This is a genomic window from Flavobacterium columnare NBRC 100251 = ATCC 23463 (assembly GCF_002530675.1).
GTDB classification, from domain to species: domain Bacteria; phylum Bacteroidota; class Bacteroidia; order Flavobacteriales; family Flavobacteriaceae; genus Flavobacterium; species Flavobacterium columnare.
Window position 1 is genome coordinate 1 of record NZ_PCMX01000109.1, and the last position, 21,105, is coordinate 21,105.

General features: G+C 29.2%; 21 protein-coding genes. 13 read left to right on the plus strand and 8 right to left on the minus strand.

Annotation, left to right across the window (positions count from 1 at the left end):
* The 3 genes from B0A78_RS14560 to B0A78_RS12480 all read left to right on the plus strand — a co-directional run.
* On the plus strand, positions 1 to 436 hold a 436-nt coding region (locus B0A78_RS14560; RefSeq protein ID WP_097609720.1), incomplete at its 5' end, for a hypothetical protein.
* Between the two features lie 467 nt (positions 437 to 903).
* Positions 904 to 1,314, plus strand: coding sequence for a hypothetical protein (locus B0A78_RS12475; protein ID WP_123907300.1), 411 nt, complete (start codon positions 904 to 906; stop codon positions 1,312 to 1,314).
* Between the two features lie 18 nt (positions 1,315 to 1,332).
* Complete coding sequence (locus B0A78_RS12480) at positions 1,333 to 1,749, plus strand: transposase (protein ID WP_075348575.1); 417 nt, start codon at positions 1,333 to 1,335, stop codon at positions 1,747 to 1,749.
* On the opposite strand, the gene B0A78_RS12485 is transcribed toward B0A78_RS12480, so the two are convergent.
* The 3 genes from B0A78_RS12485 to B0A78_RS12495 all read right to left on the minus strand — a co-directional run bounded on the left by B0A78_RS12485 (position 1,731) and on the right by B0A78_RS12495 (position 3,975).
* Entirely contained in the window at positions 1,731 to 2,441 is a 711-nt protein-coding gene (locus tag B0A78_RS12485; protein ID WP_014164271.1) for a YebC/PmpR family DNA-binding transcriptional regulator, read from the minus strand. The genes B0A78_RS12480 and B0A78_RS12485 overlap by 19 nt on opposite strands.
* 113 nt (positions 2,442 to 2,554) lie before the next feature.
* Positions 2,555 to 3,160 carry a 16S rRNA (guanine(966)-N(2))-methyltransferase RsmD gene (rsmD, locus tag B0A78_RS12490; RefSeq protein WP_014164272.1) on the minus strand — a complete coding sequence of 202 codons (606 nt, stop codon included), beginning with the start codon at positions 3,158 to 3,160 and terminating at the stop codon, positions 2,555 to 2,557.
* A complete protein-coding gene (locus B0A78_RS12495) occupies positions 3,151 to 3,975 on the minus strand; it encodes a DUF3822 family protein (protein WP_014164273.1) in 825 nt (274 codons plus the stop codon). The genes rsmD and B0A78_RS12495 overlap by 10 nt, the downstream gene beginning before the upstream one ends.
* Positions 3,976 to 4,174: 199 nt before the next feature.
* Here B0A78_RS12495 and B0A78_RS12500 point away from each other — a divergent pair, with 199 nt between their 5' ends.
* Complete coding sequence (locus B0A78_RS12500) at positions 4,175 to 5,599, plus strand: ATP-dependent DNA helicase (protein WP_065213721.1); 1,425 nt, start codon at positions 4,175 to 4,177, stop codon at positions 5,597 to 5,599.
* A 72-nt stretch (positions 5,600 to 5,671) separates the two neighbouring features.
* On the plus strand, positions 5,672 to 6,403 hold the full coding sequence (gene kdsB, locus B0A78_RS12505) for a 3-deoxy-manno-octulosonate cytidylyltransferase (RefSeq protein ID WP_014164275.1): 732 nt from the start codon (positions 5,672 to 5,674) through the stop codon (positions 6,401 to 6,403).
* Between the two features lie 240 nt (positions 6,404 to 6,643).
* On the opposite strand, the gene B0A78_RS12510 is transcribed toward kdsB, so the two are convergent.
* A complete protein-coding gene (locus tag B0A78_RS12510; RefSeq protein WP_014164276.1) occupies positions 6,644 to 7,027 on the minus strand; it encodes a DUF1573 domain-containing protein in 384 nt (127 codons plus the stop codon).
* A gap of 307 nt (positions 7,028 to 7,334) precedes the next feature.
* On the opposite strand from B0A78_RS12510, the gene B0A78_RS12515 reads away from it, so the two are divergent.
* Entirely contained in the window at positions 7,335 to 9,965 is a 2,631-nt protein-coding gene (locus B0A78_RS12515; protein WP_014164277.1) for a valine--tRNA ligase, read from the plus strand.
* A gap of 150 nt (positions 9,966 to 10,115) precedes the next feature.
* Here B0A78_RS12515 and B0A78_RS12520 read toward each other — a convergent pair whose 3' ends face one another.
* A complete protein-coding gene (locus B0A78_RS12520; protein WP_014164278.1) occupies positions 10,116 to 11,057 on the minus strand; it encodes a LysR substrate-binding domain-containing protein in 942 nt (313 codons plus the stop codon).
* 245 nt (positions 11,058 to 11,302) lie between these two features.
* Between B0A78_RS12520 and B0A78_RS12525 the strand changes: the two genes are divergently transcribed.
* Positions 11,303 to 11,785, plus strand: a complete 483-nt coding sequence (locus tag B0A78_RS12525; RefSeq protein WP_014164279.1) for a Dps family protein — start codon at positions 11,303 to 11,305, stop codon at positions 11,783 to 11,785.
* Here B0A78_RS12525 and B0A78_RS12530 read toward each other — a convergent pair.
* Complete coding sequence (locus tag B0A78_RS12530; RefSeq protein WP_065213720.1) at positions 11,782 to 12,984, minus strand: LETM1-related biofilm-associated protein; 1,203 nt, start codon at positions 12,982 to 12,984, stop codon at positions 11,782 to 11,784. The genes B0A78_RS12525 and B0A78_RS12530 overlap by 4 nt on opposite strands.
* 210 nt (positions 12,985 to 13,194) lie before the next feature.
* Between B0A78_RS12530 and B0A78_RS12535 the strand changes: the two genes are divergently transcribed.
* The 4 genes from B0A78_RS12535 (at position 13,195) to msrA (ending at position 16,781) form a co-directional block, all read left to right on the plus strand.
* Positions 13,195 to 14,100, plus strand: coding sequence for a hypothetical protein (locus B0A78_RS12535; RefSeq protein WP_097609721.1), 906 nt, complete (start codon positions 13,195 to 13,197; stop codon positions 14,098 to 14,100).
* Positions 14,101 to 14,104: 4 nt separating this feature from the next.
* Positions 14,105 to 15,487 carry a hypothetical protein gene (locus B0A78_RS12540; RefSeq protein ID WP_097609722.1) on the plus strand — a complete coding sequence of 461 codons (1,383 nt, stop codon included), beginning with the start codon at positions 14,105 to 14,107 and terminating at the stop codon, positions 15,485 to 15,487.
* A 163-nt stretch (positions 15,488 to 15,650) separates the two neighbouring features.
* Positions 15,651 to 16,172 carry a peptide-methionine (R)-S-oxide reductase MsrB gene (gene msrB, locus B0A78_RS12545; RefSeq protein WP_014164283.1) on the plus strand — a complete coding sequence of 174 codons (522 nt, stop codon included), beginning with the start codon at positions 15,651 to 15,653 and terminating at the stop codon, positions 16,170 to 16,172.
* Between the two features lie 3 nt (positions 16,173 to 16,175).
* Complete coding sequence (gene msrA, locus B0A78_RS12550; protein WP_014164284.1) at positions 16,176 to 16,781, plus strand: peptide-methionine (S)-S-oxide reductase MsrA; 606 nt, start codon at positions 16,176 to 16,178, stop codon at positions 16,779 to 16,781.
* 290 nt (positions 16,782 to 17,071) lie between these two features.
* Here msrA and B0A78_RS12555 read toward each other — a convergent pair whose 3' ends face one another.
* Complete coding sequence (locus B0A78_RS12555) at positions 17,072 to 17,566, minus strand: metallophosphoesterase family protein (protein WP_014164285.1); 495 nt, start codon at positions 17,564 to 17,566, stop codon at positions 17,072 to 17,074.
* Between the two features lie 360 nt (positions 17,567 to 17,926).
* Between B0A78_RS12555 and B0A78_RS12560 the strand changes: the two genes are divergently transcribed.
* Positions 17,927 to 19,054, plus strand: a complete 1,128-nt coding sequence (locus B0A78_RS12560; protein ID WP_065213718.1) for a cysteine desulfurase family protein — start codon at positions 17,927 to 17,929, stop codon at positions 19,052 to 19,054.
* Positions 19,051 to 19,938, plus strand: coding sequence for a glycerophosphodiester phosphodiesterase (locus tag B0A78_RS12565; protein WP_014164287.1), 888 nt, complete (start codon positions 19,051 to 19,053; stop codon positions 19,936 to 19,938). Before B0A78_RS12560 ends, B0A78_RS12565 begins: the two co-directional genes overlap by 4 nt.
* A gap of 55 nt (positions 19,939 to 19,993) precedes the next feature.
* Here the strand turns inward: B0A78_RS12565 and gcvT are convergent, their stop codons facing one another.
* Positions 19,994 to 21,076, minus strand: a complete 1,083-nt coding sequence (gene gcvT, locus B0A78_RS12570; RefSeq protein ID WP_097609723.1) for a glycine cleavage system aminomethyltransferase GcvT — start codon at positions 21,074 to 21,076, stop codon at positions 19,994 to 19,996.
* Positions 21,077 to 21,105: the final 29 nt, after the last annotated feature.

Here is a 21,105-nt window from a genome sequence, read left to right on the forward strand (position 1 = left end):
TTGTAAAAGTGAAAAAAGAAAATGTGATAATGCAGAATTAAATAATGAAATAATTATAAAAGATTGGGGAGAAAATAAAATCAAGAAAGAAGATATCAAATTATACAAATATGACTCATTATTTTCAAAAAAAATAGATTCTTTTAAAATAGTTAAATTTTCCACTTATAATGATAAAAAAACAATAAAAGAATATTATGGTAGCATGAGTATTATTTTAGATAAGGAAATAGTATCAAAAGGCAACTATAGACTTATTTTATTAGACTCCTTAAAATACGACATTTCTAATATAAGAATTTTAACAAAAACAGTAATGATAGGGACGAGAGAAGAAAATATGTGTTTGATTGAAAGCTACAAAATAAATAACCGTGTAAGTAAATTAGGTTCTGGAGGAGTTCAAATAATTCTAAAAAAGGATTATAAACCGTAAGAGTTCACGATTATTTTTCAAATAGTGATTTAGAAGAATTAATAGAAATTGATAAAAGTCATAAATTGGGACATAAAACTTAAAGATGATTGTGAATGATAACAAGTCGAGTCATAACATTCTTGCAGATATTTGAAATGATTCACACTGGGTAGTTTATGAAGGTGGCTTACAGTTTTATGATAAAAATGGAAAAGTAACGTCAGTATTAGATGATATTGAGTCGTTAACTTTTAGAATTTTCACGTGGGGATATAACCCTGTGGATTACAAAAATGAAAAAGGGAAACCAATATGGGATAAGAATAGTGTTTTTCTTTTAGGTAATAACAGAATTTCAGTTAAATTTTTTAAATCCAACTATTATGGTTATATCGAGGTATATTAAATTTTATTATATATCATTTTTTTTTATTTTATTAAGTTGTGATAATTATGAAACTATAAACGATTCTTTCAGTTCTGTAATGATAACAAATTGGGATTCTGATGAAGATTCTTTAAAAATTAACTTTTTTAAATACAAAAAAGGAAGTAACTTCAAAATAGTTGAATCTAAAAATTCTGATTTTATTATTGAGAACAATAAATCCTTAAAAATATTATATTTAACTCCAAAATTCAAAAACGAGGGAGAAATAAATTCGGATATTGTTTTAACAATAAACGATAGTTTGAAATATCAGTTTGAAAACATACAATCAATTAGAGACACTACCCATTTAACATTTACTTTAGGAAGACGATATACTATTTTTTATAAAATCAATGCTATAGTAAATAATCAAATTATAAAAGGGGAAGATTCTTTTATTGTATTGGATTCAAAATCTTCATTATGTAAGCTTCCCCAAAAACAGCTACGATTAAAAGTATAATTTTTTAATTTTAGCAATATGAAAAAAAGTAAATTTACTGAGACACAAATCATCAAAATTATCTCAGAACAAGACAAGGGCAAAACGGTCAATGAAATTTGTCGTGAATTTGGTATAAGTCAGCCCACTTTTTATCAATGGAAAAGTAAATATTCTGGCATTGAACCCAATCAGCTCAAACAATTAAAAGAGCTTGAAAAAGCGTTGTCCAACCTGCAAAAGCCTCAATACGATAAAGTGGGGAATAAGAGAAATAAAAAAGGGCAGTTTATTAACCGCCCTCATTTTTTGTATATTATCAAATCTATTGCTGGTAGGAACAATTTCTTCTTTCATTTGATGTTGAAATATAATCAATTTAGATTAAAAATTCATGAACTATTTGATTACATTACCATTAAAGTAAAAGAGTCTAATTATTCTTGCATGGTATGAAAAACGTTCATAACGTCATCATCTTCTTCTATTTTTTCAAGTAATTTTTCAACATCGGCTACTTGTTCTGGTGTTAATTCTTTGGTTACTTGAGGGATTCTTTCGAATCCAGAAGATAAAACTTCTATGCTTCGATTTTCTAATTCTTTTTGGATAGCTCCAAAACTTTCAAAAGGTGCGTACATAACAATTCCATCTTCATCTGCAAATATTTCTTCAACACCAAAGTCAATCATTTCTAATTCTAATTCTTCAACATCTTGTCCTTCAGAAGGAATCCTGAAGTTGCAAGTATGATCAAACATAAATTCAACAGAACCTTGTGTGCCTAATGTTCCATTGCATTTATTAAAATAACTTCTGATATTAGCTACCGTTCTATTGTTATTATCTGTTGCTGTTTCTATTAAGATAGCAATTCCGTGTGGTGCGTAGCCTTCAAATAAAACTTCTTTATAGTTGGCTGTATCTTTATCAGTTGCTTTTTTTATGGCGCGCTCCACATTGTCTTTAGGCATATTAGCTGCTTTGGCATTTTGTATAACAGCTCTTAATCTAGAGTTGGTCTCAGGGTTTGGACCTCCTTCTTTTACTGCCATAACAATATCTTTACCAATTTTTGTAAACGTTTTAGCCATTGCTGACCAACGTTTCATTTTACGTGCTTTTCTAAATTCAAACGCTCTTCCCATTTCTATTTCTATTGGACTATATGAATGTTTACTAATTTTTATTCCTGCAAAAATACTATATGTATGATAAAAAAAAAATACTAAAAAAATATTTGATAGACCGTTTACTTTTATTATTTCTTGTTTTTAGTGTTATTTTCTTCTATTAATTCTTCTTCATCGTATTCATCATCTTCTTCTTTTTCAAATTCAAAAAAAGTGAAGACTGAGCCTCCATAGATTTTTTCGAATGAAAAGTTTTCTTTATGTGAGAGTTTTGTATATTTTGAATGTTCTATGATAAGCATTCCGTCTGGATCTAGTAGATTGTTTTCAAAAATAAGAGCTAAAATTTTTTCAAAGTTTTTTTGGTCTAGATCATAAGGAGGATCTGCAAAAATGATGTCATAATTGTTTTTGTTTTTTTCTAAGAATTTGAATACATCACTTTTGATTGGGGTAATATTCATTTCAAATTCCTTTGCTGTTTTTTTGATATAATTGATACAACCGAAGTCTCCATCTACACTAATTACGCTTTCTGCTCCTCTGGATAAAAATTCGTAGCTTATATTACCCGTACCACTAAATAGGTCTAATACGCGTAAGCCATTAAAATTAAAATAGTTATTCAATATGTTAAAGAGTGATTCTTTGGCCATATCTGTTGTAGGTCTTACGGGTAAATTTTTAGGTGCAACTAAACGTCTACCTTTGTATTTTCCTGAAATTATTCGCATGCGTGTATTAAAATAAAGTTTTTTAAATAGTTGTCTTCGGATATTGATTGGTCAAATTGTAAGTTTTCTGTGTATAGACTTACATTTCGAATGTATTTATATGCTATTTCAAATAATTCATTGTTTTTTGTTATTTTTCCAAGTAGTTTAACGATAACTGATTCTGGATTTAGTTTTAATTGTTCAGTAGTGAAAAGTAGGTGGTAGACAAAATCTTCTGATTTGTGATATTCAAATGAATTATATAATAATAATTTTTGATTTTTTACAACGATTATCTGAAACTGTTTTTCTTGAATATGTGCAAAAATCTGAGGTTCTGCTACATTTTTGCTTGTTTCTAAAATCTTTTTGACTAGAATAGTAGCTGTGTGTTTGTAATGAAACTGTCCATATAGATCTATTAGTGCGTTGTTAAGCTTTACAAAAGGGATATAGATGTTGTTCATATCATTACCTGTAACTTCATCATAGGTTACAAAATCATCAGGAGATACTTTTACGTTGTAGTGTAAATAAGATTTTAGATATTGTTCGTCAAAAAGAGCTTGGGGAACAAAGCTATTTAATGTACTATCGTGTAATATTAAAACATCATCAAAACCAGTTTGTAAAACAGTACTTTGACGAATTAGGTTTAAAATTTCTTCTTCTGTTTCTTGGAGCGTATTGTTTTGAGTTAAAATGTAGTTACTAAAAAATTCTATTTTAGATTCTAAAGTATTGTACAAACAAAATGATACTTCATGTAATGAAATTTGAAGCAATAATTTCTTGTATTCTTTGTTAAGTATTGTATTAGTTGATGTTTGCATTCGTTTCTATACCCTTAATAGTGACAAAACTACGATTTTTTTAATAAAGAACCGATTTTGAAGAGGCTTAGATTATTAATATTTTTATTATTTTTAAAGAATTTATTGATAGTGTTGAGTTAATATTTATGAATGATGGATGCTATATCTTATGGAGATGTTTTATATTTGACCTTCTTAATGATATTAAAATATAGCCATGAGTTCGATATTATTTTACAGTATTTTACGAAAAAAATTTCCCTTTCAACCTACTGTAAAACAGGATGTTTTTTTTGGTAAAGTGGCTGAATTTGTAGAAAGTTCAAATAAAAATGAACTGTTTGTGCTAAAAGGATATGCAGGTACTGGTAAAACTACTTTGATTTCCACTATAGTAAATCATTTAGCGGAGGTTCAAAAGAAATATGTTTTGTTAGCACCTACAGGTAGAGCTGCAAAGGTAATTGCTAATTACTCTGAAAAACAAGCATTTACGATACATAAGAAAATTTATTTCCCTAAAAAAGGCAGTGGAGGAGGTGTTCGTTTTACGATGCAAACTAATAAACATACCAATACTATTTTTATTGTAGATGAGTCTTCTATGATTTCAGATGTAGATACAGATTCTACATTATATGGAAGCAGTTCATTGTTGGATGATTTGATGTCGTATGTATATTCGGGACAAAATTGTAAAATGATTATGATAGGCGATACGGCTCAGTTGCCTCCTGTTAATTTAGATATTTCGCCTGCGTTAAATGTAGAAACGTTAAGTTTAAATTATGATAAGGAGGTTTATTCAATAGAATTAGATGAAGTTATGCGTCAAGAAGCTAATTCAGGAATTTTGTATAATGCTACTGAATTAAGAGAATTATTGAAGGATCATTTTGTTACAGCCTTTCAATTTAAATTAAAAGGCTTTAAAGATATTTTTAGATTATCTGATGGATATGATATACAAGATGCAATCAATCAGGCTTATAGTAATTATAGTATAGAGGACACAACCTTTATTGTTCGTTCTAATAAAAGAGCTAATCAGTATAATCAACAGATACGGTCTAAAATATTAGGTAAAGAAAGTGAGTTATCGGTAGGTGACTTTTTAATGGTTGTGAAAAATAATTACTTTTGGTTGAAGGATTCAGATGAAGCGGGTTTTATTGCGAATGGTGATATTATTGAGGTTTTAGAAATTCGTTCTATAAAGGAATTATATGGTTTTAAATTTGCAGTTGTTAAAATAAGAATGGTAGATTATCCTAATCAACGACCTTTGGATACTATTTTGTTATTAGATACGATAACGAGTGAGTCCCCTTCATTAACTTATGAAGAGTCAAATAAACTGTATCAGGAAGTAACGAAGGATTATGAAAATGAACGAGCACAATATAAAAAGTATCAAAAAGTAAAAAATAATGAATATTTTAATGCTCTTCAAGTAAAATTTTCGTACGCTATTACTTGTCATAAATCACAAGGAGGACAATGGAACACAGTTTTTATAGAACAACCTTATTTAGCTAGTGATATAGATAAGGATTTTGTGCGTTGGTTGTATACTGCTATGACCCGTGCAAAAGATAAGTTGTATTTGATTGGTTTTAAAGATGAATTTTTTAATATATAATAGTTTCTTTTTAATCCTTAATTAAAAAAATGTTTAAAATAGTTTAGTATCGTTTCTGTTAAAAAAAATAAAATGAAAATAATAGCCGTAATACCCGCTCGTTATGCTTCCACTCGTTTTCCAGCTAAGTTAATGCAGGATTTAGGAGGGAAAACTGTTATACGTAATACGTATGAATCTGCTGTAAATTCTCAATTATTTGACGATGTATTTGTAGTAACTGATTCGGATTTGATTTATAATGAAATTGTTTCTAATGGAGGGAAAGCTCTAATGAGCATAAAAGAACACGAAAGTGGAAGCGATCGCATAGCCGAAGTCGTTGAAAATATGGATGTTGATGTTGTAATAAATGTGCAAGGTGATGAGCCTTTTATTAATGCGGAACCGTTAGGGAAAATTATTGAAATTTTTAAAAAAGATCTGAATAAAAAAGTAGATTTGGCTTCGCTTATGTTTGAAATAAAGGATAAAGTAGAAATTGAAAATCCTAACAATGTTAAGGTAATAGTAGATCAAGAAGGATTTGCGTTGTATTTTTCACGTTCAGTAATTCCTTATCCAAGAGAGGAGAATACAGGAGTTAGGTATATGAAACATATTGGTATTTATGCCTTTAGAAAAGAGGCCTTGATGGCTTTTTATCGTTTGCCGATGTTATCCTTAGAAGCTTCTGAAAAGTTAGAACAACTTCGTTATTTAGAATATGGCAAGCGTATCCGTATGGTTGAAACTACTCACGGAAGTATAGGTATAGATACTCCTGAGGATTTAGAAAAGGCTAGAAAAATGATAAAAAAATAATTTAGAAAAAACATTACGTTATAGATATAATTTGGATGTATATAGCTATAATTTTAAAAGAGGTTGGTTATAAGAAAATAAAGTGGGTGTTTCCAAAAGGAGTAGCTTAATGTTTAGTTTATTACTTTGATGATAGGAGAACTCACATTATCAGTACTATGTGGTTTCTCCTGTTCTCGAAATAAAAGATTACGACTTTTTAGCCCTCTCTTTTATAGAATTGGTTGTGTTTTTAGAAATTTAGTTAAGTTCAACAGTGCCTTTAATTTTTAAAGGGGTTAAACCATTTTCAGTATTAATAGCATTACTTTCCACCATAATGGACTTACGAATAGGTCCTGGATTCATATTGTATTTAACTTCTATTTTTCCAGATTGACCAGGCCCAACAGCTTCCTTTGAAAAGGAAGGTATAGTACAACCACAGGTGGATTGTACATTTTTTATAATAAGGGGTGCATCCCCTGTATTCGTAAATTCAAAAAAGCGAATACCATTATCAGTAGATTTACTAATCGTACCATAATCAATTTCATGTGTTTTGAATTCTATTTTTGCCCCACTCTGAGCTTGTAAGGAAAAACTGAATAACACCAATATTGTAAAAAATAAAATTCGTTTCATTTGCTTCAATTATATTAGTAAAAATACTTTCTTTCAAGTAAACCTACAAAAAAAATACTTAAACTTTTTATTTTTATGTGGTTTATTTACTTTTGCATAAAAAAATACAAAAAGTGTACCAAAAAAATACGTATATTTTTCTAAAGGAGCGAGTCTGCTTTCTACATCAATAATTTTTATTCCCACTGTGAAATCTATATGTTTTAGTAGTTTCCGTTGGGACTTTAGTTATTCATAACACTTTTATAAATGTTCTTTCAGTAAAACTGAAATCAAATTTCTAACTTTCAAAAATCTAAAATTTAAAATGATACCAGCACAATTTGATCCCAAGACCGTAGAAAAAAAATGGTATGACTATTGGATGGAAAATAAATATTTCCGTTCAACACCAGACCATCGTAAACCTTATACAATTACTATTCCACCACCCAATGTGACAGGCGTTTTACACATGGGACACATGTTAAATAATACGATTCAAGACGTATTAATTCGTCGTGCTCGTTTAAAAGGATTTAATGCTTGCTGGGTTCCTGGTACAGATCACGCATCTATTGCTACAGAGGCAAAGGTAGTAGCTAAATTAAAGGCAGAAGGGATCAATAAAAATGATTTATCTCGCGAAGAGTTTTTAAAACATGCTTGGGATTGGACACACAAATATGGCGGAACTATTCTTGAGCAATTAAAACAGTTGGGATGCTCATGCGATTGGGATAGGACCAAATTTACTATGGATGATGATATGACGGCATCAGTAATCAAGTCATTTGTAGATTTATATAACAAAGGAATGATTTATCGTGGTTACCGTATGGTAAACTGGGATCCTGAGGCTAAAACAACTTTGTCAGATGAAGAAGTAATTTATGAAGAGCGTCAAGGAAAATTATATCACTTAAGATATAAAATAGAAGATAGTAATGAGTTTGTAACGATTGCTACAACTCGTCCTGAAACTATTTTAGGGGACACAGCTATTTGTATTCATCCTGAAGATGAGCGTTACCAACATTTAAAAGGTAAGAAAGCAATTGTTCCTATTTGCAACAGAGTAATTCCTATTATTTTTGATGAGTATGTAGATATAGAATTTGGAACAGGTTGTTTAAAAGTAACACCTGCTCATGATATAAATGATAAAGAATTGGGAAATAAACACAATTTAGAAATCATTGATATTTTTAATGAAGATGCGACTTTGAATAGTTTTGGTTTGCATTATGTAGGCAAAGACCGCTTTGTAGTTCGCGATGAAATTGCAAAAGAGTTAGAAACTATTGGAGCATTAGTTAAAACCGAAAATCATCTAAATAAAGTAGGAACTTCCGAAAGAACTAAAGCTGTAATTGAGCCAAGACTGTCTGATCAGTGGTTTTTACGTATGGAAGAATTGGTTAAGCCTGCAATTAAAGCGGTATTAGAAACCGAAGAGGTGAAATTGTATCCATCACGTTTTAATAATACCTACCGTCATTGGATGGAAAATATTCGCGATTGGAATATTTCACGTCAGCTATGGTGGGGACAGCAAATTCCTGCGTATTACTATGGTGAAGGAAAGGAAGATTTTGTAGTAGCTGAAACAAAAGAACAAGCACTTGAGTTAGCAAAGCAAAAAACAAAAAATCAAGAACTAACAAAGGATGACTTAAAGCAAGATGTAGATGCTTTAGATACTTGGTTTTCTTCATGGTTATGGCCTATGGCCGTTTTTGGAGGTGTGTTAGATCCGGAAAATAAAGACTTTAAGTATTATTATCCTACTAATGATTTAGTAACAGGACCCGATATTTTATTTTTTTGGGTAGCGCGTATGATTATTGCAGGTTATGAATATGCAGATGAAAAACCTTTTACGAATGTATACCTAACAGGTTTAGTACGCGACAAACAAGGACGTAAAATGTCTAAATCTTTAGGAAATTCACCAGATCCATTAGATTTGATAGATAAATTTGGTGCTGATGGGGTTCGTTGTGGGTTATTGTTAAGTGCTGCTGCAGGTAACGATATTTTATTTGATGAAGAATTATGTAATCAAGGGAAGTCTTTTGCGAATAAAATTTGGAATGCTTTTCGTTTAATAAAAGGTTGGGAAGTAGCAGATATTGTACAGCCAGAAGCCTCTAAATCCGCGATTGCTTGGTATGAAGCTAAATTGCAAAAAACATTAGCAGAAATTGAAGATAATTTTGAGAAATATAGAATTTCGGATGCTCTAATGGCAATCTATAAATTAGTTTGGGATGATTTTTGTTCGTGGTTTTTAGAAATGATTAAACCAGGTTATCAGCAACCCATTGATAAAACTACTTTTGATAAAGCAATTGAAATGTTAGAGGCTAATCTAAAGTTATTGCATCCATTTATGCCCTTTTTAACAGAAGAAATTTGGCAATATATTGCTGATAGGAAAACGCCAGAAGAAGCATTAATTGTTGCTCAATGGCCAGAAATAAAAACCTATGATGAAAAATTAATTTCAGATTTTGATTTTGCTACAGAGGTAATTTCAGGAATTAGAACGATTCGAAAAGATAAAAACATTTCATTTAAAGATACTATTGAATTAAAAATAGTTAATAATGAAAAAGCTTCTACTTTTTTTGACACCGTAATTGCTAAACTAGGAAATCTATCTAATTTAGAATATGTTTCTGAAAAAGTAAATGGAGCCTTATCTTATCGTGTAAAATCCAATGAATATTTTATTCCAATAGGAGAGGGAATTGATATTGAGGCTGAAATAAAGAAATTAACCGAAGAGTTAAATTATACAAAAGGATTTTTAAAATCAGTTCAAGGCAAACTTTCTAATGAAAAGTTTGTTTCAGGTGCTCCAGAACAAGTAATTGCTAATGAGCGTAAAAAAGAAGCGGATGCTTTGGCCAAAATAGCAACTATTGAACAGAGTTTGGCGGGATTGAAATAAAAAGAAACATCCTAAAATATTTATAAAAAAGCTGTGCATTTTGCACAGCTTTTTTATGATTTGTTTTTTATTTAGGTTGTTTTATTTTTGAAATGAACTACTTTTTGTGATTAACCTTTTAAGTTTGTGGATCTAAGTTTTTTATTACCTTTATTTTTTTGAGAGAGGGCTAATGATTTCAACGTTTTGAAAAGCAATAGCTCCCCTTAAAACTCCTGAAATTACATTGCGTAAAGCATCTATAATATGGATTTTTAATTCATTTTTAGGGATTAATAAACTAACTTCTCTTGATGGTTTGGGATCTTTAAAATGACGTAGTTTTAATTTCTCTTTATCAGATAATTCTAAAGTATGCAAATAAGGAAGTAAAGTAACGCCCAACCCTTCGTTAGCCAATCGTATCAGTGTTTCAAAACTGCCACTTTCTAATTGAAATTTATTTTCTTTAGATGTATTTTTATTTTTACAAAGATTTAATATCCCATCTCTAAAACAATGACCATCTTGTAGTAATAAAATTTCATCTACATTTAAATCCCCAATTTCTAATTCAGCTTTGTTAAATTTACTATGACTTTCAGGAACGTAAACCATGAAAGGTTCATAGTACAAGACCACTTCTTTAATTTTTTCTTCTTCTAACGGAGTGGCTGCAATTGCTGCATCTAAATGACCATTTTTTAGTTTAGTGATTATTTCGTTGGTATTTAATTCTTCTATAATGAGTTTAACTTTTGGGTATTTTTTGATGAAATTGTTCAAAAACATTGGCAATAGGGTAGGCATTACTGTAGGGATAATTCCTATTCTGAACTCTCCCCCAACAAATCCTTTTTCTTGATCTACAATATCTTGAATTCGATCTGCTTCATTCACTATGTTTTTAGCTTGTTCAACAATTTTTTTACCTACTTCAGTAAGTTGAATTGGTTTTTTTGTTCTATCAAAAATAATAATATCCAATTCTTCCTCGATTTTTTGAATTTGCATACTTAGTGTAGGCTGTGTTACAAAACATTTTTCAGCTGCTTGAGTGAAATTTTTGTGTTCTGCAACAGCTAATACATATTGTAATTGTGTAATAGTCATTTTATAAAGTTCTTTTATACAAATATAAATATAATCAATTTGTTTTATGGTAAAAAGTGCTTAAATAAAAATAATTTTGAGGAACAAAAAGAAAGGCTTTAAAGAATTGATAATTTAATTTAACAGATTGTATTTATTTTGTTGTTAAAAAAAGTTAAAGAATCTATTAAAGAAAAAATATAAAACCGGAATGATGTTTCAGTAAGAATCTATATCATCAGGAACTTAAACTAAAAATGACTAAAATGAAAATAAATAACTTAGGACTACCAGTAGAAGAAACAAAAGAGTTAGTAATTCAATTAAATGCTTTGCTATCTAATTTTCAAATTTATTATCAAAACTTAAGAGGCTTACACTGGAATATACGTGGAAAACGTTTTTTTGATTTACATTTAAAATTTGAAGAGTTGTATAATGATGCACAACTTAAAATAGATATGATAGCTGAGCGAATTTTAACTTTAGGCGGGATTCCTTATCATACTTTTGAAGATTATTTGAAAGCTAGTGAACTTACGGCAGGTAAAAATATTTCTAACGATGAAAAAGCTATTAGACTTATCGTAGAATCGATCACCATTTTGTTGGTAATTGAACGTAAAATATTAAAAGGATCAGATGTAATAGATGATGAAGGAACGAGTTCAATGATGAGTGATTTTATAAAAGAGCAAGAAAAAACTATTTGGATGATGAGTGCTTGGTTAGAAGAAACTATAGATTAGCGTTCATCTAAGTTTTCATTGAAAGCAGAAGGAAGGAGTTTAGGAATAAATTTGATTAGGATAGGTAATAGTAAACTGCCACCAGGAACTAAAAAAATAGTAAGGGAGGGGATTGTTTTGCAAATATCTAAGATTTGAGTCTTAACTTTTTTCTTTTCCTCAGGATTAAGTTCACGTAGAGTAGATTGTGATAATAAAATAACTAGTTCTTTGCTTTGTGAAAGTTCAATTAAAAGCCGTTTTTTATTTCTTTGTATAAGTGTTTGGATATTTAAACTGGTTTGGTCGTAAAAATGTTTGACAGGATTTGAGTAATTAAAATAAGGAATATTTTTTTTATTAAGACGTAAAAAATGATCCATATCATTAATACTTTTGCTGACAAAAGTATCAGAAAGATTTAATTGATGATTTAGAAATTTTAAAAATTGATATTCTGATTCATCCATCTGACCATCATTCCATAATGCCATGTTTGTAAGATCCATGAGATAAAATTTTTCATAATCATCTACTAAATAACTAAAATCGATGTTTTCTAAAGTTGTTTTTGTATTTGCTCTGTTAAATTTAGAATAACGCACAGAAGAATCAAACAATTTCTGAAGAAGATCGTCATACACGGATTTAGTAGTTTTTGTAGTTAAGGCAAGTGAAATAACATTTACAATTATTTCTTCAATTTTTTTTAGATATTTTTTAGGGAAATAACCGTTTTCAAGATGTTTTTTAAATGCTAATACATCAATAAATAACAACGCATTGATTACTATATGTGAAAAATTTTTACTAATAATGTTATCATTAGTTTTGATACGGTTGGAAATAATTTTTTCTAATTTGCTTTCAAGCGTATCGTTAGGTAAAAAAAAATCAAAAAGACCCGACCCTTTAGGATGTAATTCCTGATAAAAAGTAACAATTTCTTTTGTAAAACGAATGCTATTATTGTCCTTTTTGATGATTTGATAAACACCAAACAAAGAATTTAATAAAGCAATTTTTGAAATTTCTTCTATGGTAAGCGAATGAATTTCAATAGGAATAGAGGTTACAAAATGAGTCGTATACCCAACTAAGAATCCCGTATTTCTTGTAGCCAGATAAAAACCTTCAGAATCAAATACGTTGAATTGTTCTTGTGAGGATTGCTCAAAGAAAAATTTGTGGACCCAACCGTGTGCTGATGGATTTATCATGTAACAAATTAATAGAAAAAAAGAAATTCAAGCAAATTTATATAATGTAATCTACTTAACATTTAGTCAATATTTAGAAGATTATTTTTGTGCTAAATAAATGAATAAAAAAAATAGAAAGCAGATCACTTTCATAAACAAATGAATAAGATTAACATTTAATCTTATTAAAGATACAATAAATAACTAAAAATAATTAATAACACAAAAATGAATATTAAATTAAAAATTACATTATTATTACTATCAGGTATTGCAGTTCAACCAATAGTAGCGCAAGGTTGTAGTGATGCTGGATTTTGTTCCGTAGGAAATCCTTTTAAGACTATAAATAATGATATAAAAAATTATGTAGAAGTTAATACAGGTTACGGTTTAGGAGAACAAAACGTAGGTATTATTTCTTCTCATATAGCCTATACACGCCTATTTACAGATAAGTTTGCTATGAATGTAAAAGTTACAGGTTTATCAGCTAATGGTAATTTAGGTACTAAAACCAATATAGGGGATCTATTTGTAACGGCTAATTACAAATTAAGTAATTCAGAAAAAATGAAATGGTCTGGGGTATTAGGACTTAAAATTCCATTAACTAATGCTAATGATAAAATTAATAATGTTTCTTTACCCATGCCTTACCAGTCCAGTTTAGGAATTTATGATTTAATAGCGGGTATTGAGGCAGGAATAAAAAACTGGGATTTTAATTTAGCGACTCAAATACCATTAACTGATAATAAAAATTCGTATCTGAGTAATTTATCTTCCAATCAAGAATTTGTTTCTACAAATTTATTCCATAGAAGCCCAGACCTATTATTCAGACCTACGTATAAAATAGTGTTAGCAAATGATCAATTAACATTAAAACCTAATTTACTATTTATTTATCATTTAGGAAATGATTCGTACATAGATCAATTAAATCAAAAAATAGAAATAGCTAATTCAAATGGTTTAACACTTAATGGAAATGTTATTGCAAATTATAAATTAGGAGCTAATAGTAGTATAGAAACATCTTTAGCAGCTCCGTTTGTAATACGTAAAGTTCGTCCTGATGGATTAACGAGATCATTTACTTTTGGAATAACATTTAAACAAGGATTTTAGTAAAATGCGAAGTTTAATTGTTTTAGCCTGCGGTGTGGTAAGTACAAGCTTTGGCCAAAAAGTAATTTCTGAAATTACATACACGGATGAAAGAAAACCTTTAGAATACGTTTATTTGCCTAATCAAGATAAAGTTGTACTAATTCAAGGAAAACCTGTAAATAAGGTTTATAAAAACGAAATACATGATATTTGGTCTTTTGATAAAGATGGATTTACACAAAAATTAATTTCAGACGAAAAATTAACCAATTGTGTTTTTTCGCCTATAGAAACCGCTTTTTTAATTGGTAAAATTTCAGATAAAAACGAATTCCCTAAGGAATATAAACTCAATTTAGACGGCTCTTCAAGCAAATTTTTTAAGATTAATGAAAATTTTAGATACTTTAATGATATTTACGGACTTTCAATAGTGAATCAAAAAAATAGCGATAAAGTAGATCTTAAAAATGAGGATTTGTTTTTAAAAGTAGTTGATTTATTTTCAGGGCAATTTACACAAAATAAGTTGGTTAAACCCGACCTAAACAAAATTGAAAATAAAACAACTACAACTTATTCTGAAGGGGTAAATTTTGATGTTCGGATAAACGAAGATAACATTAGTTTTATAACTAAATCTATAAATAAAAATTATAAATCAGCCACTATCTATAGGAATGTATATAATTTAAATGGAACCAAAATGGGCGATTTTTCCTATTTAGTAGATGTGCCTAAATATTATTTGTTATTTGCTGATAATGGAGGAGGGACTGTAATAGATACTAAAGGGAATAAAAGACTTTCTGAGTTAGCAATTAATAATTATGTAGTTGATAAAAGTACAGGAAATGTATATGTATTTGGAATTTTTGGAAATGAACCCAAAGAATTAGGAGAAAACATTAACATCCCATTAGGAGTATATGTGTTTAAATTTGATGCTAAAGGTAAATTAATTTGGGAATCGGTACAAGAAATTACAGATATAACAGGATTTAATCAAAAACAAGATATATCAAAAATTAATTTATCGTTACGAGTTCGTAAGGATGAGGTGTTATGTACTGTTAATTCTAAAGAATTAAATTATTCTGATACAATCGTTATTCAAAATGATACAGGACAAAAAAAATCAGATCATTTATTAAAATTCACTTCTGATCAAAATGTTATCTATGAATATGGAATTCAATCTAATTTAATAATAGATCAGTTTAAACAATTTAGAATAGATAAAGAAACACTTTATTTTATAAATACTTCGGATTCATTAAAAAAATATTTGAATTCACTAGATAAAACAAAATCATTATTTTTCAAAAGTTATATTGCCCAAAAAGGCTTTTGGCTAATAGAAACGGATAATGCTTCTTATAGTAGAGTGTTATTTTTTAGTTAAGTTTGTTTAGATTAGGTGTCCTTTTGGGCACCTTTTCATTTTTAATAAAGAGCTTACTTTAAATAAAAAACAAAAATATTCTGTTAAAAATTAATCGGATGTAAACTAGATTACATTTAATTCAGTAAAACACAACTACCTTTAGTTTATAATATAAAAAAAGATGATTATGGTTAGGATTCTAAAAAAAGGAATTTTGTTTTTATTTCTAATTACATTAAATTATATGAATGCTCAAAACGGGAAAATTAAAAATCCATATTACTCCCATACAGCTACTAACAAATTAAAGCTAACGGATAAAGAATGGAAAAACATTTTACCAGAAAATTTGTACTTAGTTTCTAGAAAAGCAGATACAGAAGCCTCTTTTACAGGTAAATATTGGAATTATACAGGAAAAGGCACTTATTATTGTGCTGCTTGTGGAAACACATTATTTCGATCAGATGCTAAATTTGCAAGTTCATGCGGATGGCCTAGCTTTTTTGAACAAGTTGACAAAAAGAGTATTGTTTTTAGAAGTGATAAATCACATGGAATGGATAGGATAGAAGCTTTGTGTGGGCGTTGTGAAGGTCATTTAGGGCATTTGTTTGATGATGGTCCTGAACCCACAGGAAAACGTTATTGCATGAATTCAATAGCCTTAGATTTTGAACCCGATTCTAAAATTAAAAAATAAAAGATGAAAAAAGGAATAGTTATTTTTATAAGCTTTTTTAGTACAGTAATTTCGGCTCAAAAAACAAAAACACAAATAGAAACCATTACACTAGGAGGGGGATGTTTTTGGTGTATAGAAGCCGTTTTTGATAACTTAGATGGTGTTATTTCAGCGGAATCAGGATATTCAGGAGGAAATAGTTCAAACCCAACCTATGAAGAAGTATCTACAGGAGAAACAGGTTTTGCAGAAGCAGTTCAAATAAAATACGATACCACTAAAACCAATTTAGATGAAATTTTTAAAGTTTTTTTTACCGTACATGACCCAACCACTCTAAACCGTCAAGGAGCAGATATGGGATCTCAATATCGTTCCGTTATTTTTTATGCTAATGAAAAACAAAAAAATACAGCTAAAGATCTTATTATAGCATTAGAAAAATCAAAAGCTTATAGATCTAAAATTGTAACTCTATTGCAACCCTTCAGAGGTTTTACCAAAGCTGAAAATTACCATCAAAATTATTACGAAAACAATAAGAAGAAAAGTTATTGTCAATACGTAATTCAACCTAAATTAGAAAAATTTGAAAAAGTCTTTAAAGATCGCTTAAAGAAAAAATAATTAATATATAAGGTTATATAACTTTTTGAGCGTAAAAAAGTTGAATACAAAAAAAGAAGAGACTCTAAAAACGGGTAATTTTGTTATTTATCGCTCATATCCATGATTTGAGTAAAACTTAAGAGAAATCGGAATGAAGTAAATCATTGAAAATCAGATGTAATTTATTCTAGTGTAAAATTTCTTCAGTTTTTAAAGCAACAAAAAATCTTGTTTTTTTATTTTTAGGGCCTCTTCTTTGTTGATTCAAAAATCTAAAATTGGAACAATAGATAAAAAAGTATAAATCATTATCTAGAACCCAATTCAATGACTTCCAATTCTTTAATAGTTTCCCCTTCGATAATAAATCGCAACATAGTCCGTATTTGATGAAAACCACTTTTACCACAAGCCCCTGGATTCATGTGTAAAAGGTTTAATTTTTTATCAAATTGAACTTTCAGTATATGAGAATGCCCGCAAATAAATAATTTAGGAGGATTTTTATAGAGTTCGTCTTTAATTTCTGGATTGTATTTATTTGGGTAACCTCCAATATGAGTCATAAAAACATCAACCTTTTCACAATAAAAACGATTGTGTAAAGGAAATTCCATTCGGGCACTGGTTCCGTCTATGTTTCCATAAACAGCACGCAATGGTTTGTATTTTTTTATGGTATCTGTAACGATTAGATTTCCTATATCGCCAGCATGCCATACCTCATCTGCCCAATTTATATGTTTAAGTATTGATTCGTCTATGTGTCCGTGGGTATCAGATAATAATAAAATTTTTTTCATACAAGGAAAACCTAATGGCTAATTCTAAAAGTTGTTAGATGATTTAAGCCCAAATTACGCATTAGAAATCTATTCCAACCTAAAACTATTTCAAAAATAAGCACTTACTCCTTTTTGAAATATTAATATATTCCAAAATTTCAAAAAGTCCGTGAGCACTCATTTTTATTATTTTTTTAGATTTCACAACGAAGTCTAATACGTAATCTGGGTTAAAAAAATATTCTTCTTTTTATTCAGAAGTATTTTCAGATTCAAATATATAAAATCATTAAATTTGAAATGAATAAAAATAATAATTAATTTCAGATAAAAAATATATGAAATTAATTATTATTTTACCTGTTTTAAGATTTAAAAATGAAAAAAGTATATTTAGATAATGCCTCTACAACTTCATTGTATCCTGAAGTAATTGAGGAAATGACTCGAATATTAAGTACTCAATATGGAAATCCATCGTCTTCTCACCAAATGGGTAGAGAAGCAAAAAATGAACTTGAATTAGCTCGAAAAAGTATAGCTAAAAACCTTCAATGCAATGCTCAAGAAATTATTTTTACATCTTGTGCAACAGAGGCTAATAATTTAATACTTCGTTCAGCTATAAAAAGTTTGGAAGTAAAAAGGATTATTACAAGCAAAATAGAACATCATGCCGTTTTACATACAGTAGCCGTTTTACAAAAAGAATTTGAAATACAAGTAGATTTTGTCTCTATTAACCCTGATGGGACAATTAATTACGCTCATCTAGAAAACTTACTAAATTCAGATGTTAAAACCTTGGTTTCATTAATGTATGTTAATAATGAAATAGGAACCGTTTTAGATCTTCAGAAGGTAGCCCATCTATCAGAAAAAAACAATGCTTATTTTCATACAGATGCAGTTCAAGGAATAGGAAAATCAGTTGTTGATTTATCAAAGATTTCAATAGATTTTTTGGTAGCCAGTGCTCATAAATTTCACGGACCTAAAGGGGTTGGTTTTGCATTCATCAAAAAAAATATTGTTTTGCAACCCATATTGTATGGAGGAGAACAAGAAAAAGGACTTAGAGCAGGTACCGAAAGTATTCATAATATAGTAGGAATGGCTAAAGCCTTAGCTATTTCATTAGCTCATTTAGAAACGAACAAAGAATACCTTCAAGGGTTAAAAAAATATTTAGTAGAAGCATTTAAAAAACATTTTCCAGAAAGTATTTTTGTTGGAAACCCAGAAACGACTCAACATAATATTGTAAATATTATTTTACCATTAGAAGAAGCTAAATCAGGGATGATTGTTTTTTTAATGGATATGAACGGAGTAGCTATTTCAAGAGGAAGTGCTTGTCAATCAGGAAGCTCTAAACCTTCGCATGTTTTAGAAGCATTTATTCCTAGTGAATATTTAGCTAAACCCAATATTCGAATTTCATTATCTAAATACAATACCTTAGATGACATTGATTTTTTAATTGAAACTATTAAGAAACTATGAAACAAATACTAAGACTATTATTATTTTTACCTTTTATGAGTCAAGCCCAAAAATTTGATATTCAGGGGCATCGCGGATGTCGTGGTTTGCTTCCTGAAAATTCAATAGAAGCAATGAAAAAAGCCATTGATCTAGGAGTTACTACTCTTGAAATGGATGTTGTTATTAGCAAAGATAAACAAGTTTTATTATCACATGAACCCTTCTTATCACATGAAATTTGTTTAGATAAAGAAAACCAAACCATTAGCGAAGCCACAGAACAATCATTTAATTTATATCAGATGAATTATGATGAAATAAAAAAATGTGATTGTGGTAGTAAAATACATCCCCGATTTTTAGAACAAGAAAAGATAAAAATCAATAAACCTTTATTAATAGAGGTAATTGATTTTGTCGAAAAATACATTCAGACAAAATATCCTAATAAAAAAATCTTTTACAATATAGAAACTAAATCAGATCCCAAAGGAGATGAAATATACCATCCGCTACCCAATGAATTTGTAGATTTATTGGTTAACGTTTTAGAAAATAAAAATATTATAGATAGGACTTATATTCAATCTTTTGACGTTAGAACGTTACAGTATTTACATCAAAAATACACTTCATTTAAAACCGTTCTTTTAGTTGAAAATAAATTATCTATTAATGACAATCTAAAGCGATTGGGTTTTAAGCCAACTGTTTATAGCCCAGATTTTATTTTATTAGATAAACAAAAAGTAGATTATTTGCATGCAAAGAATATAAAAGTAATTCCTTGGACCGTCAATAAAAAAGAAGATATGCAAACAATAATGTCATACGGAGTAGATGGGTTGATTACAGATTATCCGAATCGTTATTTTGAGCTAAAAAAACATAATTTTTTCTAAGTTCAAAATATAAGCGTAATTATTATATTTTGAACTTAGAAGGTAAAAGAGGGAATTATTTTTTATAAAAAGGTAATTTAACCACTTTTGCTGCAATATCTTTATTTCTAATTCTGATAAAAATTTCAGAGTCAGGAGCAGATAAAGCTGTTGGTACATACCCCATACCAATTCCTTTGTTTAATGAAGGAGATTGTGTACCCGATGTTACAATACCTATAATATTTCCATTAGCATCTACAATTTCGTAATCATGACGAGGAATACCTCTTTCTAATAATTCAAAACCAACTAATTTACGAGTAACCCCTTCTTCTTTTTGTTTTTTCAAGTTTAAAGAATTTGTAAAATCTTTATCAAATTTTGTAATCCATCCTAAACCCGCTTCAAGAGGAGATGTCGTATCATTAATATCATTTCCGTATAAACAAAAGCCCATTTCTAAACGTAACGTATCGCGTGCAGCTAATCCAATAGGTTTAATTCCAAAAGGAGCTCCTGCTTCAAAAACTTTATTCCAAATAGTTTCAGCATCTTCGTTTTTAAAATAAATTTCAAATCCTCCAGAACCTGTATAACCCGTAGCAGATACAATTACATTATGTACACCAGCAAATTCACCTATTTGAAAAGTGTAGTAACCCATATTTATTAAATCAATTGAAGTTAGGCATTGCATAGCTTCAGCTGCTTTAGGGCCTTGAATAGCTAATAAAGAGTAAGCATCTGAATGATTTTCCATTGTAACACCTAAATCATTATGAGATGAAATCCAGTTCCAATCTTTTTCAATATTAGAAGCATTTACTACTAACATATAATGGTCATCTGCAATTTTATATACAATCAAATCATCTACAATACCTCCTTCGTTGTTCGGTAAACAAGAATATTGCGCTTTACCATTAACTAATTTTGAAGCATCATTAGAAGTTACTTTTTGGATTAATGCCAAAGCATTTTCGCCTTTGAGCATAAACTCACCCATGTGAGAAACGTCAAAAACACCTACACCGTTACGAACCGTTTCGTGTTCTATATTTACTCCTTCGTATTGTACAGGCATATTAAATCCTGCAAAAGGAACCATCTTAGCTCCTAAATTCTCGTGAATATGAGTTAATGCTGTGTTTTTCATTTTAAAGTAGTTTGTAAAAAATTGATTGC

Coding starts and splice junctions, on each gene's coding strand:
- B0A78_RS12535 (WP_097609721.1), top strand. CDS start 13,195: ATGAATATTAAATTAAAAATTACATTATTATTACTATCAGGTATTGCA.
- B0A78_RS12515 (WP_014164277.1), top strand. CDS start 7,335: ATGATACCAGCACAATTTGATCCCAAGACCGTAGAAAAAAAATGGTAT.
- B0A78_RS12525 (WP_014164279.1), top strand. CDS start 11,303: ATGAAAATAAATAACTTAGGACTACCAGTAGAAGAAACAAAAGAGTTA.
- B0A78_RS12540 (WP_097609722.1), top strand. CDS start 14,105: ATGCGAAGTTTAATTGTTTTAGCCTGCGGTGTGGTAAGTACAAGCTTT.
- B0A78_RS12560 (WP_065213718.1), top strand. CDS start 17,927: ATGAAAAAAGTATATTTAGATAATGCCTCTACAACTTCATTGTATCCT.
- B0A78_RS12495 (WP_014164273.1), bottom strand. CDS start 3,975: ATGCAAACATCAACTAATACAATACTTAACAAAGAATACAAGAAATTA.
- msrB (WP_014164283.1), top strand. CDS start 15,651: ATGATTATGGTTAGGATTCTAAAAAAAGGAATTTTGTTTTTATTTCTA.
- gcvT (WP_097609723.1), bottom strand. CDS start 21,076: ATGAAAAACACAGCATTAACTCATATTCACGAGAATTTAGGAGCTAAG.
- B0A78_RS12510 (WP_014164276.1), bottom strand. CDS start 7,027: ATGAAACGAATTTTATTTTTTACAATATTGGTGTTATTCAGTTTTTCC.
- B0A78_RS12555 (WP_014164285.1), bottom strand. CDS start 17,566: ATGAAAAAAATTTTATTATTATCTGATACCCACGGACACATAGACGAA.
- B0A78_RS12565 (WP_014164287.1), top strand. CDS start 19,051: ATGAAACAAATACTAAGACTATTATTATTTTTACCTTTTATGAGTCAA.
- B0A78_RS12480 (WP_075348575.1), top strand. CDS start 1,333: ATGAAAAAAAGTAAATTTACTGAGACACAAATCATCAAAATTATCTCA.
- msrA (WP_014164284.1), top strand. CDS start 16,176: ATGAAAAAAGGAATAGTTATTTTTATAAGCTTTTTTAGTACAGTAATT.
- B0A78_RS12475 (WP_123907300.1), top strand. CDS start 904: ATGATAACAAATTGGGATTCTGATGAAGATTCTTTAAAAATTAACTTT.
- rsmD (WP_014164272.1), bottom strand. CDS start 3,160: ATGCGAATAATTTCAGGAAAATACAAAGGTAGACGTTTAGTTGCACCT.
- B0A78_RS12520 (WP_014164278.1), bottom strand. CDS start 11,057: ATGACTATTACACAATTACAATATGTATTAGCTGTTGCAGAACACAAA.
- B0A78_RS12485 (WP_014164271.1), bottom strand. CDS start 2,441: ATGGGAAGAGCGTTTGAATTTAGAAAAGCACGTAAAATGAAACGTTGG.
- B0A78_RS12500 (WP_065213721.1), top strand. CDS start 4,175: ATGAGTTCGATATTATTTTACAGTATTTTACGAAAAAAATTTCCCTTT.
- kdsB (WP_014164275.1), top strand. CDS start 5,672: ATGAAAATAATAGCCGTAATACCCGCTCGTTATGCTTCCACTCGTTTT.
- B0A78_RS12530 (WP_065213720.1), bottom strand. CDS start 12,984: ATGATAAATCCATCAGCACACGGTTGGGTCCACAAATTTTTCTTTGAG.